Raw genomic sequence first — 15,624 nt, 5'->3', positions numbered from 1 at the left:
TGTGATATTTTTAACGATAAAGGTGATTTAGTAATAATTTATTAATAAGAGAACTTTAAATCGACCTAATACTGTTAATAATCTGTAGTTTATATTTTTATTCTTCGAAATAAACCGGTACAATCTGTATGAAAATAATTATAAATTTTTATAATTATTTAGTAATGTTACGCAAATATATGAATAAAAATAAGATATTTCAATGCCTGGAGAAATGTTTTTTAATATTACAAAAAGATAATATTACAACAGGAGTACAGAGGTTGGTGTAGTTATTCTTTTAACACTTTTAATATTAGGTAATTGCTGTCTTTACTTTTATGCATTTAATCAATTTTAAGACTGCTTACCGTTTAAAAATGAACAAGAATTAACTTCACTAAAAACATCATTATAATATACCGGATTTTAAATAGTATCTATCGTTTAGCATGGCGGAATTTGATAAATTAGTGGCTTGAAATTGTTTAAAATTCAAATAACTAATAATAGCAGTATGAAGAATTCCGAAACTAAGATTAAAAAGAATATTGGAAGATTATTAAAAATAAACTCATTTTGGATGATTGGAATAATAGGTAAGACCATGTTGGCTGCCATGTTGTTCATATCTATTATTAGTTTTTGCCAGACCCCTGTTTCAAAGTTTGATATCTTATATAAAAAGATAGATCAAAAGAATTTTTTTATAGTTCATGAACTTTTTGAAAAAAACAAGAAAGATCTGCCTGTAGAATACCAGTATTTTACCGAAGCAGTGCTTTATAATGCTTTTAACAAACCTGAAGAATCTAATCAGAAGATTTTAAAACTTGAATCTTCAAAAACCAGACTTCCTGATTCACTTATGCTTAAGATCTGGCGTATTAAAGAGGATAACTGCATGAAGCAATATGATTATAAAGGAGCCAAAAAGGCTATTGAGGTAGCCATTAATCAATATAACGATCTCCTTACAGAAGATGAAAAAAGTGACTTTAAAAACAACCTGAAAATATGGACTGCTCTTGAAAATGAACCCAGACAACAGGTTACTTTTAATGGAGATACCCGCATAAAGATGGAAAAGGATATTGCGAACTTAAAGAATCTTAAAATAAGTACCGGTGAAGAAACCATGAATTTTATTTTTGATACAGGAGCTAATATTTCCACAATTTCAGCATCCGCTGCCAGGCGTTTAAAAATGAAAATTATTCCCGCTGATATTGATGTAGATGCGATTACCGGTATTTCTGTTAAAGCAGATCTTGTCATATGTAAAAAACTGGTTCTTGGAAATATCACAATAGAAAATGCTGTATTTTTAGTATTTGCAGACACGGCGCTCAGCTTTCCACAGATAAATTATCAGATCAATGGTATCCTTGGGTTTCCCGTTATTGAAGCTTTAAATGAAGTGCAGCTGACGCAAAATGATTATTTTATTGTACCGGAAAAAGAAACAAAAATAAATACACCGGCGAATATGGCAATTGACGGTCTGACTCCACTTATTTTTATTGATGGCAGACATTTTACTTTTGATACCGGTGCTGATCAGACGATGTTATATGCACCTTTTTATAAAGAGAATAAAAAAAATATAGATAAGGAATACAAAGGCGTTAAGATCAGTATGGGCGGTGCAGGCGGAAAAGCCGAATATGATGGATTTAAAGTAAACCATACCTTTCATATATTAGGAAAACAGATCCCGCTTAAAAATATAAATTTATTAAAAAACAAGATTAATAAAGAGACGGTCTACGGAAATATTGGTCAGGATGTGATCCGTCAATTCAATAAAATGACCTTGAATTTTGATCAGATGTTTATTAAATTTGATTAAAAATTATTATTTTCCTTTTAGAATATATTCAATTAAAATAATAATCAATGATGTAAAATAACGCCATTTTCATTTAAATGGTGTAAAGCTTTTAGCCAATGCAAAAGGTATTGTAGTAATTTTTTCTGTTATATGGTTAGGTTCAATTTTGTTTTACTCAAAAAATTAATTATATTTTTGGAGATCATTTTATTTAAACCTTTATTTTTTTCAAAAGATTCTTATTGCATAATCAAGTGTGCAAAGCAAACCTCAATATTATGAAGAGAAGGTATCTTACTTATATTTTACTTTTTGGATTTCCATTGTTTGGATGCCAAAATAAAGTGGCTGAAAAATCCACTTATCAACAGAACTGGATGTTATTGGAACAGGAAAATCAAGCATTGGCTTTTGATGCTGATATAAAACTGTCTGATGCTGAGATCGCATTGGACAAAAAATTATTTCAGTTACGAAAGGAATTTCTTACGGAAACAGACAAACAGAAAATACCTTTATTTAATAGTTCTTTTAATGAAATAAAACCATTGATAGAGGGCAGTAAATTATTTGAGATCATTCAATCTATGCCGAAAGGAGGGTTGCTGCATACCCATAGTGGCGGAATAACCGATGTGAAATGGGTGATTGCTGCAGCAAGAAAGTATAAAGAATCTTATGTTTATGATCAGGCAGATAATGACCAGTTTATTTTCGGACAGCTGGCATTTTTTGATGAAGGGAAAGTTCCGAAAGGATTTATTGGTCTTGATAAAAAACTGACTTCAGATCCTGATTTTGAAAAAAAACTGGCAGACCTTCTCATCCTGAAGCGGGAATCACTGTGTACTTATACCGATTACTGGATTGAATTTGAGAAACGTTTTAAACGTATTAGCCTGTTGTTGCCTTATCGTCCTTTTTTTAAGGAATATTATAAAAAAGGGTTTCTGGATTTAGTGGCAAATAATGTGCAACACCTGGAAATCAGGTTTATCTTTGATGAGCTTTATGATTTTAAACATGGAAAGTATCCATTGAAAACGTCGGTTACCGATCTGCAGGAGGTTGTTAAAGAAATACAGAAATCATACCCGCAGTTCAGTTTGAAATTAATTTATTCCAGTTTTAAATTTTTAGATCCGAAAAGTATTGAAAAACAACTTGAAACAGCCTTTGAACTTAAAAAGGAGTTTCCGAATGTTATTTCAGGCTTTGATCTTGTTGCAGATGAGGCGGCAGGAAATAGCATCTATTCTTTCCGGGAAGATTGGATGAAACTGAATGAACTCAGCAAAAAGTATGGAGTGAAGATGCCTCTTTTTCTTCATGCAGGAGAAAGTACCTCTGTCTTTAATAAAAATATACTGGATATTTCATCATTGGATAACCCAAGGATTGGGCATGGCCTCAATCTTATTTATTTTCCAAAAACAATGGAGTTGATCAGAAAACAAAATAAACTGGTTGAGGTAAGTCCGATCAGTAACCAGATTTTAGGATATGTCAGTGACCTGCGGAATCATCCTGCAAGGGTTTTGTTAAGCAATGGAGTACAGTGCTCCATTAATAGTGATGATCCGAGTGTTTACGGATATGAAGGTCTTAATTATGATTTCTGGGTCGCTTTTGTTTCCTGGGAGCTTGATGTAAAAGCATTGAAAAAACTGGTTTTTAATTCGATTAATTATTCGTCTCTGGATGAAAATGAGAAAAAGGAATCATTGGTGTACCTGAATAAGCAATGGGATGGTTTTATTCAAAAAATGAACGTGAAACTAAACTGATAAATTGCCTCATGAAATTTTATGAGATGGCAGCTAAAATACCAAAAAGGGCTTTTACAAATATCAGTCCGTCAATAACAACCAGGTAATACATAAGAGGCCGCCTTTTTTTTAATGACAGCGTTACCGCCACCAGAAGTAAAAAAGGAATGAGGATAAATATCATTTTAGGAATACTGAATTTACTCATTAAGGCATAGGATATGAAGGTAAGGATACCTAAAATGATCAATGGAATTATGATGTTTAAAAGTGTATTTCTTAAACCATATTTTACAACAAAAGTGTTTAACTGATTTGTGGTATCATCCGCATAATCTTTTACATCAAACATAATTGCCAGCAATGAAATAAACATGAAATTCTTCAGAAACAGGATAAGCAGAAGTAAGGTGAAATTCTGTTCGAATGAATGAATGACATTAGAATATAATAACGGATATATGGTCGTTAAGCCAGCCCAGACAAAGCCAATGATGAAAGGCTTTACCAATCCCGCTCTTCGAAGGTTGTAGGCACGCGTGGCAATATTTTTTCCGTAATACATGGCCGCTACGATAGGGAAGATCAATAACAGGATCCACTGTATACCTGTCATTGCTTTTATTTCATTAAAGTAAACGATTGCCATCCACACCATTATCCCTAATAGACAGATATTAAGGCCAATCTGGATTTTTGAGATCATTTTATGATGAGCAGAATACCACCGGGTACGCGGATTTTTGGAGGTAGGTGAATGACTTCTGGCGTATGGATAATTATAGAAAATAATGGTACTGATAAACGTTAGTATGTATAGCATTATCCCTTGAAAAGGGATTTTCATAAGGAAAGTGGTTTCAAGGGTAGTGGCGGCTGTACAAATGCCATAAAAAAAATTACTGTAGAATATAAATTCCAGTAAGTGCCTGAACCCTGTTTTTTGCTGATGTTCCCTGAGCATATCTAATTCTTATAGTGATCGTTCCGTTGGTTGTTGAAACAGATTATTCGCTATGTTTGCCTCGTTTATTTTAATTATTAATTTTATTTTATTCTTTGTGTGATTTAAAGTACTAATTAACAGGGTGTTGTATTGTTAACCATCTCCTGTTATCTGAGGATTGAAATTAATTATTTTTATTGGCTGGTGCAAGCATAATAATGGGTGGGGCAGGCAGTTTTAAAGCATGCTTGATAACTCCGGTCAAAGATGGTGTAAAATTGACAGACAAAATAAGTATTGGCAACCATTCTTACCTATTTTTATGGTGGAGGTTTTACTCTGTTGGCTACTTATTTTTATAAATTTAACATCAAAACATAGAAAAAACCATAGACTAACTGTATTTTTAAAGCATAAAAAAGATATGAGCTACGACATCCATTTATTTAGAAAAGAGACCAAAGAAAGAGAGCAGAAACTCAACGACGAAAGTTTTTTCGATGATGAGAAGAATCTTGAGCCGTTTACGGCACCTCAGATTGAAGAATTAAAAGCACGTCTTGCAAAGTATAACTATGTTTTACATGAAAAAAGCAAATATGGATTTCATTTCGAACATCCTGAATATGGGCAAGCGCTGCTAACCGATGAAGCACTGTATTTTTCAACAGATTTTAATGAAGAAAATATTTTTGAAGTGGGGATGACCGCCTCAGAATTTACAGATACGGGTGAATATCAGAAATATGATCCTCAAAATGGGGAGTGGGAAGAGTATTAAAGTGACTATAATATAACTTAAAGATTTTCAGGTAATGGCTGCCAGAAAGGAATTTGTAGAGGAAATAGCACATCGGTTCTTTATTTTTTTGTAGTTTTAATTCCATTAAAAATCCATCACATTTTTTTACTTTATGAAAAGGCACTTGATCAATCAAAATGAGCTATCAGATAAATTTTGGAATATAGATTACCAGGGAACTACTCAAAAAATAATATTTGGCAAAACCGGAACAAAAGGCAGGGAAACAATCAAAGAATTTGCTGATGAAAAAGAATGTACTCACGAGTCTGAAAAGCTGATCAATCAAAAGATAAAGAAAGGATATATTGAAATTCTGGAACATGACGAAGTTCCACAGAAAAAAGAACTTTCAGAGAATGAAAGAGCTGATATTTATTTCTGGGAAGCCATTGAAAAATCCAATAAACAGAGAAAAGCCCATTGGAGCGAATATGATGTGGATGAACATTTGGAAAATTTAACCGCCTACCTTTCTAAATTTGGAAAAGAAAGACTTATTCTTTTTGAAAAAACACTTCGGGAGAAACTGAGTAACCTTTATACGGCAGAAATTGCTGAACTTTCTATTATTCTTGAATGTGGATTTAAGCTGGAGAATGGGGTTTATGTGTTTAACGATTCCCTTTCTGATGATGGGTTTATTTACTTCCGATGCTGGCTGTTGTTGAAAGGAAAAGAATTTTTTGAAGATATTGAAAAAGATATTCAGTCATTGGTCAATGGAAAATACAGCTTTAACATTGCCGACTGCTGGGCAGAAGGACTTCTGTATGTCTCTGATGATGCCTATTCAGAAAATCATGATAATGAAGATGAATCAGAAATAAGAGATACTGTTGACGAACTGTATCCGGAGAATCATTATGATAGCCCGGAGCGGCAGATGAACCGTGAACCAAAAGGTGGAGCTGATCTACAGTCTATGTACCCGAAATTAGTAAAAGAAATTGCTGAACTGCGAAGTGTTTAGGGAGAATATCATTATTCGGTAACACTGCATTTTAATACTGATTCTTAAAATCTTAATCAATACCAATTGCTTTTTTAAGCAGGAATACATTTTTAAATTCAGAATTTTTAAAAGAAAATACTGAATTTTCCGTTTATTTCTTAAATTTGGCTAATGCGAAAGAATCTTTATCTCATCATTATATTATTTTCTCTTGTAAGTTGCTATACTTACCAGGTTAAAAAACCAGCCGATCCAGCAATGGATAAGAAGGGCAATAAGAAAGAATCTAATGAGCGTGCAGCTCCTGCTGACACCAATTCTCCGCAAACAAAAAATACAGCCACTAAATCTCAAGGTGCGGATTTACAGCAAACGCCTTTCCCGGTTGATATTCAGGGGAAATTGACTCCGGGTAAAAATGTTAAAATTGATGTTGATGGCAGGTCTTATAAAGTCATCGTTGACAAGTGGGAAAGCGACAGCCTGGTGGCGCATCCGGTTCGTAATTCTAAAAAAGTTCTGAAATTCCATAAGAACCAGATCAATGGCGAGAGAATTGCTGAAAAACGCTTTTCGCAGCCTATTGCTGATATTATTACCGTTGCTGCTTATGCCGGTATTGGAGTATTAATATATTCTCTTGTGAAATAAATTTTTAAACTTTTCGATTGAGCAGGGAGATTGAAGCTTGCTTAAACTACGCTTAATAGAAATTTTTTCAATTAATAATATTCAAATTTTCTTTCTGTTTTTTGTTGTAGAATTCCATGATCATCCACTAATTCTTCATACACAGAATTGGCATTTGGATCAAGCTTTACATTTTTATAAATATGCTTAGACTTTTTGTGATTGGTTAAATTCTCAAAAAGGATTTCATTTTTTAGGGTATTGGTATAGGTATATAAAATGATGCTGTTAATTGGGGTTTCATAAAAATTCCCGGTTTCTTCTGTTTTTATGAGGCGGTTATTTCTGTCAAAATAAAATAGTTTGTGAAGTGATATATTGTGATCAGTAGCATTTGAAACTCTCTTATATAATGAATCCGATATTTTCTCAAAATAACCGTTAGTTACTATTTTCTTAGTTTCAGGATTAATGACTTCAAAATAGCGTTTTGCTTTGTCTTTTGAATTGTAGGTAGTAATTTCATTGATCAATCGATCATGAGAAGATCCACTTTTGATCACATTATAGTATTCAACTTTTGTAAGGAAACCCTCTTTGTCAAAATAAGAGATATTCTCATTTATATTTTGGTTTGAAAAAGTAATGACCTCTGTAATTTTTTTGGGATGTCCTGAATAGTTAGAGAATTTCAGGTCATTGATGATTGATTTTTCCTGACAACTTACAAGACTATATAGTAAAATAAGTAGATAGCTAAGTTTTATTTTCATAGGGTTCGGGTGTTGGGAGTAAACAATTGCTTCCAGTTTGTCTTATAAAAATGCCCACAAATTAGATCTATTATTTTGCGGGCAATGTATTTCTCCTTTGAGCCGTATTTTATTTAAATTGGATCAGGGTAGAGTGGAGGACAGCTGCTAACACGGTCACATCGGGTATAAAAAATCTCGCATTGTCTTGGTGTACACATCGGAAGAGATAATTCAGGACCATCGCCGCCAAAAATTTTCTTCAATTCTCCTTTGGTGAGCTTTTGGGATAGGTTTTTTAAGTTTTTCATAAAATAAGGTATTTAGTTTTAAAATGTTTTTTTTGTAAAAACGTATAGACAAGATACGGAAATAAATGATATCAAAATGTAGTATGGAGGGATGAGGTAAGTATGGGTTGCTTTTTGTTTTTTTAGCTTTGATGATCCGTAATAAAAATATATTTTTGTAATCAACAGCATAAAGTTCTTATAACAGATTATGTTGTTTGCTCTAAAAAACTAAAACTAACCCGAAAACTAATTACATCATGAAAATGAACAAAACTACGTTGTACCTATTCATCCGAATGCGTCAAAACTTATTGTTTCCAACCATTTAAAAACAATACTAAGTTATCACAATTTCTTTAACGCTATAAGTCATATAGAACACATAGGTTTATTTGATTATTCCTGTAAATCAGATATAAAGAATATATAATATTAGGGTATTCCGATACTTCGCTTTCGATCTGGGGGTGAGAAATTCTTGTATTGAAGTTTGGAAAGTTTCATGTGGTGTCACTAATGATGCTATTTAATCTACGGAGGACTTTCAAAATCAAAACCTATTTGAGGATTTAAAAATCATGTCTTCGTAAGAATTCATTTGTTTCCTAAAATTTTTGTGTTCAGTTGACCTATGGGATGAAGTTCAGAAGCGACTAAAACAAAGCGGAACCGAAAAGCTATACGAGTAGGAAAAAATACTATAAAATTAAAATATGAGAAAAATACTTTTATTATTTGTATTCATCAGTTTACATTCTTTTGCTCAATGCTGGCAAAGTCTGAGTGCAGGAACTGAGCATTCGGTAGGAATAAAGACAGACGGGTCATTGTGGGGTTGGGGAGCTAATTTCTCCGGGCAACTGGCTGACCTAAATGTGAATGGCAGAAATGCCCCAACCCGAATAGGAACGGTAACCGATTGGAAAATGATCAGTGCCGGCGGTAACTAGACTTTTGCCATTAAAACAGATGGAACATTGTGGGCCTGGGGACGCAACGAATATGGACAACTGGGAGATGGAACTACCATTTCAAAAAAAATTCCAATACAAATCGGAACAACTGCGAATTGGAAAAGTGTAAGTGTAGGAGATGATTTTACGGTAGGAATCAAAACGGATGGAACATTATGGGCGTGGGGGCGTAACGATTACGGACAGCTTGGAGATGGAACTGTCATTTCAAAAAAGATTCCAATACAAATCGGCGCAGCTACCGATTGGCAAAGCATTAATGCCGGAAATAGATATGCCTTAGGAATTAGAACAGATGGGACGCTATGGGCATGGGGATACAATTTTAACGGACAATTAGGAGATGGAACTACCATTTCAAAAAAAGCTCCGATACAAATCGGATCAGACACGAACTGGAAAAGTATTGATGCCTCATATGGGTATTCTGTAGGAATAAGAGCAGATGGGACACTATGGACATGGGGTTCGAATACGTATGGACAACTGGGTGATGGAACGACTATTAAAAAAACGGCTCCTATTCAAATCGGAACAGAAACCAATTGGCTAAATGTAGCTGCTGAAAATGGTTTTACATTTGCAACGAGAACAGACGGAACACTTTGGTCATGGGGCTATAATTATTATGGGCAGTTGGGTAATGGTACAGATGGATCAGTAAATACAACATCTCCTACACAAGTTGGTATATCTTCAGACAACCTGGAGATTTATGCCGGACAAAATCATGTTCTTGTAAAAGGCATTGACGGTTCTTTAAAAGTTTGTGGAAGAAATAATTCCGGTCAGCTGGGTGATGGAACTTCTAATACTAATACTGTGAATAATGACAAAAATATATTTATTCCTATTGCCTGTCCTGAAGTTTGTATTCCTCCAACACAATTTTCAACAATCAATATTACTTCTTCAACAGCCACTATTGGCTGGACAGCAGCCACTCAGGCTCCTGATCAAGGGTATGTACATCTTTACAGCACAAATCCTGTTATGGGCGGGAATAATGGAGCTACTCTTTCTACTACGGTCAATTTGACGAATTTATTACCTAACCACACTTATTATTGGTGGGTAGCGTCTGATTGTGGTTTCAGTCAGGTGGTCTGGATACCGGGAGGTTCTTTTACCACACTTCCTACAACCGGAACAGGCTGTTGGCAAAGTGCAAGTCTAGGTCTTTATCATTCAATGGGACTAAAAAAAGACGGCACATTATGGAGTTGGGGAGACAACTCTGATGGAGCGCTGGGAGATGGAACTACAACCAACAGAAATACACCAACACAAGTAGGAACAGCCGCAGACTGGGTGAAAATAGTGGCTGGAGTATCTTATTCGGCAGGAATTAAAGCAGATGGAACGCTATGGACATGGGGATGGAATTATGACGGACAATTAGGTGATGGAACTAAAACCAACAGAAATACGCCGACACAGGTAGGAACAGCAACAGACTGGGTACATATGGCCACCGGGGCCAGCCATATGGTGGCCCTGAAATCTGATGGGACACTTTGGGCCTGGGGTAATAATAAATACGGGCAATTAGGGGATGGTACCACCGTCAATAAAACCTTACCAATACAAATAGGAACAGCAACAGACTGGTTAAGTGTAACGTCCGGAGGAAATCATACGCTCGCCATCAAAACAGATGGGACGCTTTGGACCTGGGGAGATAATTCCAAAGGGCAACTCGGTAATGGAACTTTAACAGGAAGTACTTCTCCTATTCAAATAGGAATAGCTACGGATTGGGCAGCTATTGATGGAGGAAGAATCCATTCGATAGGGCTCAAAACAGATGGGACACTTTGGACGTGGGGAGATAATGGATACGGGCAATTGGGTGATGGGACCACAATTTCAAAAAATACGCCGACACAAGTAGGAGCCACAGCAGATTGGCGAAGTGTTCGTACAGGCATTAATGGTTCTACTATCGCCATCAAAACAGATGGAACGCTTTGGACATGGGGATATAATGTTTTGGGACAATTAGGTGATGGAGCAGCGACGAATAGATCTACCCCAATGCGTGTCGGAACTTCTACCGATTGGCAAAGTATTGCAGCAGGAGCTCACAACACCCTCGCTATTGACAATGTTGGAATTTTAGCAATCTCTGGCTATAATAGTATGGGGCAGATAGGAGATGGGACAGATATTCAAAGTAAAATTTTCACGTCAGTCGCTTGTCCTGTAAGCAATGTAACTGTTACCCGTCTTACAAATAGCTTTGCTGTTGAGGAAGCTTCCACAAAAGCAAATGAGATGAAAGCCTATCCAAATCCTGTACAGGATATCCTGACGATCTCATTCGATCAAAAAATTCTTTCGGTAACGGTTTACAATACAGCAGGGAAACCGGTACTTACGAAAGCAATAAATGATACGCAGGGAACTCTTGACTTTTCTGCTTTGTTATCGGGTGTTTATCAGGTCAAAGTGAATTTAGCTGATAACCTCGTAAAAACCATAAAAATAATCAAACGATAAATAGTAAAGCTTTAAGGATAAAAGCTAATTTTTTTAAGTTTACAATCTTTCAAAATAGCGCTACTTATTTTTAAGTAGCGCTATTCTTTACAGACTGGATACTATAAGATATAGTTTATTTACCCTGCTGTTTCTTAGGTGGTTTTAAAGAAGGTGTATTTCCTGGTGTCTCCTTATTATCACGTTGACGTTGATCTGGTTTTCCAGTTGATGTTGCTGTTCTTTTTGGCCCTGGTTTAAGTCCCATAATATTATATTTTATCATTAACTAAGTCAAACTTACAAATGATAATTTATATTATTTTACGACTTTCCGTAAATAACAAAAATAAAAAGCATCTTAAAATTTTGAATCAGTAATTTTACATAATTTCTTAAAGGTCTCGAATAAATATATTCTTGGGAGTTTTGACAATTTCATCAAAAAAAATCCCAACTTTCGTCAGGATTTTCTCTTATTTTGATTTTTAAACTCTTTTTGTAAATAATCAATTTCAGTTTCGATATTCTTTAATTCTTTGTCTGATATTTTCGTAAATAAAACTAACATATCAATTTCAAAAAAATTGCAGAATTTAACAAGACTTTCTATTGTTGGATTAGTTTCAGCTCTCTCAATTCTGCCAACGTGATTACTTGATAGATTGAGTTCATTTCCAAGTTGGAACTGTGAAAGTCCTCGCTTTAGCCTATGTAATTGAATAAGCTTTCCAATTTGAAATTTTAATTCTTCTACTTCCCATTTATACATCTAGTAAATTTTGGGCTTTCTAAAGTTTTTCATCAACACATATATGTTGTTTTGTTGTTTTTTTATTACATTTATAAAAATAAAAAATACAAACACATGAAAAAGAATATAACAGACTTCGAAACCCGGTTTTGGACAGAGCATAAAAAGTGCTCCGGATTACAGCTAATGGAAACCTATTTTAAGTTCAATGAACTGGCTGTATCCAAAGAGAGGTTAAACAGCATTATGAATTACGCGGTAAAGAGGGATCGTTGGATCAAAGAAGATTCTTCCGTTATCTTTCATTTTCACCAGTCAATGCGGTCATTTGTGCGTGCTGGCTATCTCATCATGCTCAAAGAAAAGAAATGGAAAGTGAATACCCAATTAGAAAATATCTCTCCATTACTTCTCGGTTTGCTTTCAGAGAAGGAATACCAAAACCCTTTATTGGTATTTAAAAAAGCATTCAAAGAATACAGCGTCACGGAATTTGACTATTTTATGTCCGGGATGGTTTATTTCTCATTGGGAACTTATGATCATGTCCCGGAAAGGAATATGGTCAGCCCCTACATCCATCTGACTAAAATGCTGGATGCGGCACACCTCATTCTTGAAAGGAGCGGGAAGAAAGTAGATACAGCGAACTAAAAAATTACGGAAAGAAACGAAAAGGTAAGGTCATAATCATGAAGAAAAATTGCTTTCCACCAATTTGAAAAGACTTGTAATACGACATATTCTGTCGCTGTAACGAATTAGTTTTGCACTGATAACAATTGATAGAATATAACGATAACAAAAACTTATGTATTAGTGATTTTTATTTTGCAATAGAATTATCAGTAAAATAGTAAATACAAATATTCCGAACAATAAAGCTGTAAGTTTTCTCGTTTTATCGATATGAATTATGAAATTAATATTAAAAAATGTTAATACTTGTAATTATATTTAAAAACTAAAATTAATAAACTAGAAATGAAAAACAAATTTTTCTTATGGTTATCATTATTGATAACATTAAGTGTTGGCTTACAATCATGTCGAAATGAAGATTTGGTAAAAGCCGAAACTAATCCGAAAAGAAACAATTCTGATTTCTTTAAACACCCATCATCTATTCAATCAAAATCAAGTGTAGATTACATTAACATTCTTGAAGCCTACAATAGAGAAACAGATTTTTTATCTAAAATGCCCGATCAAAATGGAATGCCAATTTGGGATAAAATGTATGAAGTAGTGACTGAAAATGCAGTAGGCCTTATGATTCCTCTTTCTGATGACAATGAAACAATGAGTTCCATACTTTTTGCAACTTTAGATGGCAAAGACGTGGTAACAGCTGTAAAAGATTATGACAATGCCTTACTTGAAGATATAGTCTACGATCAAAGGATCAGTGTAGAAAATCGGGAGAAACTTTTTCTTACTTTCATGCACATGGATAATAGGACATTTGGAAATGAACATTTTATAGGAATACCAAAAGATTTGTTTATTGGTAAAAAGTCTGATGACGAATATGGAATCATGTGGATGAGGAATTTTGCCCCTTCAACGAAAGTTACAATTCAGCAAGAAGGGAAACTAATGATTATAGAAACATGTTTTATAGCGCTTCATTGCACCCATCATGGCGAAGGGATTTGTGATGCTGAAAGTGGCTGTACCGACTGTGGAACTACATATTGCACCTATGAGGTTATCGGAACAGTAGATGATCCTTTTCCCTCAACCCCTGGCGGCGGAGGCGGAGGCGGAGGCGGAGGCGGCTGTTTCGGTTGTGGCGGCGGCGGAACACCTGGCCCTAATGTTCCATCAAATCCCTGTGGTTCAAACTTTAATAAGGCTTTTTATAGACTTCCCGCCGGATGTGGAGGAGGAACTATTCCTGGTTTAAATGATCCTTGTCAAAAAATTAGTAACTTATATTCGAATTCCAAATTCAAAGAAAAAGTAGCAGCAATAGACAAACCAGAAGTTTTTAATTATGATCATGAAATGGGCTATGCAGCCGGCTATCCTGTAAATACAACAGTAACAGGAACACAATATCCTCCTATGGAAAATGTATTAGGAACACATAATGTGACACTACCTTCTGGAGATCAGTATTTTGGATTCATACACTCACATAATAATGAAAGTGATGGTGGTCACCCAATTAAAATATTTTCTCCGGGCGACTTATCTACTTTTTTAACAAGTTGTGTTGCTAATGCAGATGGGCATGGTAATATTGCAGATGCTTACGCAATGGTTATTACCTCTGAAGGAAATTACATTCTTCAATTTACAGGATTATCATCTAGTTTTGGGATTGGTCCAAATACAATAAAGTTCTGGAAAACATGGTATGAAAGAGAAATGGGTAAACTAGTTTTAGAAGACGAAATAACCCAAGCCAATGTAGAGAAAGTATTCCTAATGTTTCTACAAGAAAAAGTAAAAATAGATGGAATAGAATTATATAAAGTAGAAAAAATAACAGGAAAAGCTAAAAAATTAAGTTTGGATCAAAATAATAATGTCCTTCCGATTCCTTGTCCCTAAAAAATAAAAAAAATGAAAAAGATATTAATACTGCTAGCTTTGCACTTCATTTTATTAAGCTGTGCACAAATATTCCCTTTGAACACAAATACAGATGTGCCTAATAATTCATATATTAAGGATTTGAATAATGAATTACTCCCTTATGAAGGTACATGGAGCGGAATTTGGAATAATAAAACTTTTTTTCTTAACTTAAAAAGGGTTAAAAAATATATGGATCACAAAGAAAATAACCCTTATTATAAGGATGTAATAGTTGGTCGATTCAAAGTTTTAAATTCTTCGGGAAATATTTTGTATGACAATACTGGTTTAGTTGATCAGGATACTAAAATTGAAGGAATAGGATTTATAAAAAATACAAGTAAATACACATTGTTTTATGTAGATCCAGATATCTGTAATATTTCAGGAAATATTTACATAGACTTCGTGAATACCTCCAATACACAACTAAATTGGAAATTTATGGATACAACAGATATAATTGACTCATCTTGCCAATATTATAATTCCAATCCATTCCCTCAACCTTTACCAAAAAATGTTATTTTAACAAAGCAATAAAAAATTATAGTAAATTTTTAATATAAAATCAACCTTTACCAGCTTTGGTAAGGGTTTTTTAATGTAATATCTTATATGGGAACTGGGAGAGAGTTGGGGATTTGTTTATACTCCTGCACATGTGAATCAATTTTTAATTGATTATCGAAAAAAAAGAGAATAAATTATTAAGAATTAAATTTGAGACGGGTTGAAGGCAATGGAGTTGTAAACACTATTACTGAAAATAATAATGGTACTATTAATATTAACCCGTGCCCATAGATATTAATTAAATGATAAATAAAATATGAAAACAATATATTTAAGAATATTAATTATAA

At 34.2% G+C, this 15,624-nt stretch carries 14 protein-coding genes and 1 pseudogene; 11 read left to right on the top strand and 4 right to left on the bottom strand.

The features are described 5' to 3' along the window. Positions 1-496 precede the first annotated feature (496 nt). Together J7E44_RS17000 and J7E44_RS16995 are read left to right on the top strand one after the other, a co-directional pair. A complete protein-coding gene (locus J7E44_RS17000; protein WP_214831605.1) occupies positions 497-1,831 on the top strand; it encodes a retropepsin-like aspartic protease in 1,335 nt (444 codons plus the stop codon). Positions 1,832-2,091: 260 nt separating this feature from the next. Then, entirely contained in the window at positions 2,092-3,600 is a 1,509-nt protein-coding gene (locus J7E44_RS16995; RefSeq protein WP_214831604.1) for an amidohydrolase family protein, read from the top strand. A 19-nt stretch (positions 3,601-3,619) separates the two neighbouring features. On the opposite strand, the gene J7E44_RS16990 is transcribed toward J7E44_RS16995, so the two are convergent. Beyond that, on the bottom strand, positions 3,620-4,429 hold the full coding sequence (locus tag J7E44_RS16990) for a UbiA prenyltransferase family protein (RefSeq protein WP_214831603.1): 810 nt from the start codon (positions 4,427-4,429) through the stop codon (positions 3,620-3,622). A gap of 523 nt (positions 4,430-4,952) precedes the next feature. On the opposite strand from J7E44_RS16990, the gene J7E44_RS16985 reads away from it, so the two are divergent. The 3 genes from J7E44_RS16985 to J7E44_RS16975 all read left to right on the top strand — a co-directional run bounded on the left by J7E44_RS16985 (position 4,953) and on the right by J7E44_RS16975 (position 6,936). After that, positions 4,953-5,309: a hypothetical protein gene (locus tag J7E44_RS16985; protein ID WP_214831602.1), complete on the top strand. Its 357-nt coding sequence runs from the start codon at positions 4,953-4,955 to the stop codon at positions 5,307-5,309. A gap of 133 nt (positions 5,310-5,442) precedes the next feature. After that, entirely contained in the window at positions 5,443-6,303 is an 861-nt protein-coding gene (locus J7E44_RS16980; protein ID WP_214831601.1) for a DUF4240 domain-containing protein, read from the top strand. Between the two features lie 153 nt (positions 6,304-6,456). After that, positions 6,457-6,936, top strand: a complete 480-nt coding sequence (locus tag J7E44_RS16975; protein ID WP_214831600.1) for a hypothetical protein — start codon at positions 6,457-6,459, stop codon at positions 6,934-6,936. Positions 6,937-7,007: 71 nt separating this feature from the next. On the opposite strand, the gene J7E44_RS16970 is transcribed toward J7E44_RS16975, so the two are convergent. Then, entirely contained in the window at positions 7,008-7,688 is a 681-nt protein-coding gene (locus tag J7E44_RS16970) for a hypothetical protein (protein WP_214831599.1), read from the bottom strand. 985 nt (positions 7,689-8,673) lie between these two features. On the opposite strand from J7E44_RS16970, the gene J7E44_RS16965 reads away from it, so the two are divergent. From J7E44_RS16965 to J7E44_RS24295, 3 genes and pseudogenes are all read left to right on the top strand, one after another. Continuing rightward, positions 8,674-8,910, top strand: coding sequence for a hypothetical protein (locus J7E44_RS16965; RefSeq protein WP_214831598.1), 237 nt, complete (start codon positions 8,674-8,676; stop codon positions 8,908-8,910). A gap of 3 nt (positions 8,911-8,913) precedes the next feature. Next, positions 8,914-9,660 (top strand): annotated as a pseudogene (locus tag J7E44_RS24300) (RCC1 domain-containing protein); the annotation flags it as partial. Positions 9,661-9,927: 267 nt separating this feature from the next. After that, positions 9,928-11,436 carry a T9SS type A sorting domain-containing protein gene (locus J7E44_RS24295; protein WP_353050505.1) on the top strand — a complete coding sequence of 503 codons (1,509 nt, stop codon included), beginning with the start codon at positions 9,928-9,930 and terminating at the stop codon, positions 11,434-11,436. Positions 11,437-11,551: 115 nt separating this feature from the next. On the opposite strand, the gene J7E44_RS24135 is transcribed toward J7E44_RS24295, so the two are convergent. After that, positions 11,552-11,683: a hypothetical protein gene (locus tag J7E44_RS24135; protein WP_261512659.1), complete on the bottom strand. Its 132-nt coding sequence runs from the start codon at positions 11,681-11,683 to the stop codon at positions 11,552-11,554. Positions 11,684-11,878: 195 nt separating this feature from the next. Beyond that, a complete protein-coding gene (locus J7E44_RS16955; RefSeq protein ID WP_214831596.1) occupies positions 11,879-12,187 on the bottom strand; it encodes a helix-turn-helix domain-containing protein in 309 nt (102 codons plus the stop codon). Positions 12,188-12,283: 96 nt separating this feature from the next. Between J7E44_RS16955 and J7E44_RS16950 the strand changes: the two genes are divergently transcribed. The 3 genes from J7E44_RS16950 to J7E44_RS16940 all read left to right on the top strand — a co-directional run bounded on the left by J7E44_RS16950 (position 12,284) and on the right by J7E44_RS16940 (position 15,301). After that, the gene (locus J7E44_RS16950) at positions 12,284-12,823 is read left to right on the top strand and encodes a hypothetical protein (RefSeq protein ID WP_214831595.1); all 540 of its coding nucleotides are present in this window, start codon (positions 12,284-12,286) and stop codon (positions 12,821-12,823) included. Positions 12,824-13,153: 330 nt separating this feature from the next. Then, positions 13,154-14,731, top strand: a complete 1,578-nt coding sequence (locus J7E44_RS16945) for a hypothetical protein (protein ID WP_214831594.1) — start codon at positions 13,154-13,156, stop codon at positions 14,729-14,731. A gap of 12 nt (positions 14,732-14,743) precedes the next feature. After that, positions 14,744-15,301 carry a DUF6705 family protein gene (locus J7E44_RS16940; protein ID WP_214831593.1) on the top strand — a complete coding sequence of 186 codons (558 nt, stop codon included), beginning with the start codon at positions 14,744-14,746 and terminating at the stop codon, positions 15,299-15,301. Positions 15,302-15,624 lie beyond the last annotated feature (323 nt).

It is taken from the genome of Chryseobacterium sp. ISL-6 (assembly GCF_018613715.1).
Taxonomy (GTDB): domain Bacteria; phylum Bacteroidota; class Bacteroidia; order Flavobacteriales; family Weeksellaceae; genus Chryseobacterium; species Chryseobacterium paludis.
The sequence above is the reverse complement of the archived record's forward strand: the minus strand, read 5'-3'. Positions and strand labels throughout refer to the sequence as shown.

What these genes read in the sequence shown, in the direction of transcription:
- J7E44_RS16985 (WP_214831602.1), top strand. Translation starts at nt 4,953, where the DNA reads ATGAGCTACGACATCCATTTATTTAGAAAAGAGACCAAAGAAAGAGAG.
- J7E44_RS16990 (WP_214831603.1), bottom strand. Translation starts at nt 4,429, where the DNA reads ATGAAAATCCCTTTTCAAGGGATAATGCTATACATACTAACGTTTATC.
- J7E44_RS16975 (WP_214831600.1), top strand. Translation starts at nt 6,457, where the DNA reads ATGCGAAAGAATCTTTATCTCATCATTATATTATTTTCTCTTGTAAGT.
- J7E44_RS17000 (WP_214831605.1), top strand. Translation starts at nt 497, where the DNA reads ATGAAGAATTCCGAAACTAAGATTAAAAAGAATATTGGAAGATTATTA.
- J7E44_RS16940 (WP_214831593.1), top strand. Translation starts at nt 14,744, where the DNA reads ATGAAAAAGATATTAATACTGCTAGCTTTGCACTTCATTTTATTAAGC.
- J7E44_RS16980 (WP_214831601.1), top strand. Translation starts at nt 5,443, where the DNA reads ATGAAAAGGCACTTGATCAATCAAAATGAGCTATCAGATAAATTTTGG.
- J7E44_RS16950 (WP_214831595.1), top strand. Translation starts at nt 12,284, where the DNA reads ATGAAAAAGAATATAACAGACTTCGAAACCCGGTTTTGGACAGAGCAT.
- J7E44_RS16995 (WP_214831604.1), top strand. Translation starts at nt 2,092, where the DNA reads ATGAAGAGAAGGTATCTTACTTATATTTTACTTTTTGGATTTCCATTG.
- J7E44_RS24295 (WP_353050505.1), top strand. Translation starts at nt 9,928, where the DNA reads ATGGGCGGGAATAATGGAGCTACTCTTTCTACTACGGTCAATTTGACG.
- J7E44_RS24135 (WP_261512659.1), bottom strand. Translation starts at nt 11,683, where the DNA reads ATGGGACTTAAACCAGGGCCAAAAAGAACAGCAACATCAACTGGAAAA.
- J7E44_RS16970 (WP_214831599.1), bottom strand. Translation starts at nt 7,688, where the DNA reads ATGAAAATAAAACTTAGCTATCTACTTATTTTACTATATAGTCTTGTA.
- J7E44_RS16955 (WP_214831596.1), bottom strand. Translation starts at nt 12,187, where the DNA reads ATGTATAAATGGGAAGTAGAAGAATTAAAATTTCAAATTGGAAAGCTT.
- J7E44_RS16945 (WP_214831594.1), top strand. Translation starts at nt 13,154, where the DNA reads ATGAAAAACAAATTTTTCTTATGGTTATCATTATTGATAACATTAAGT.
- J7E44_RS16965 (WP_214831598.1), top strand. Translation starts at nt 8,674, where the DNA reads ATGAGAAAAATACTTTTATTATTTGTATTCATCAGTTTACATTCTTTT.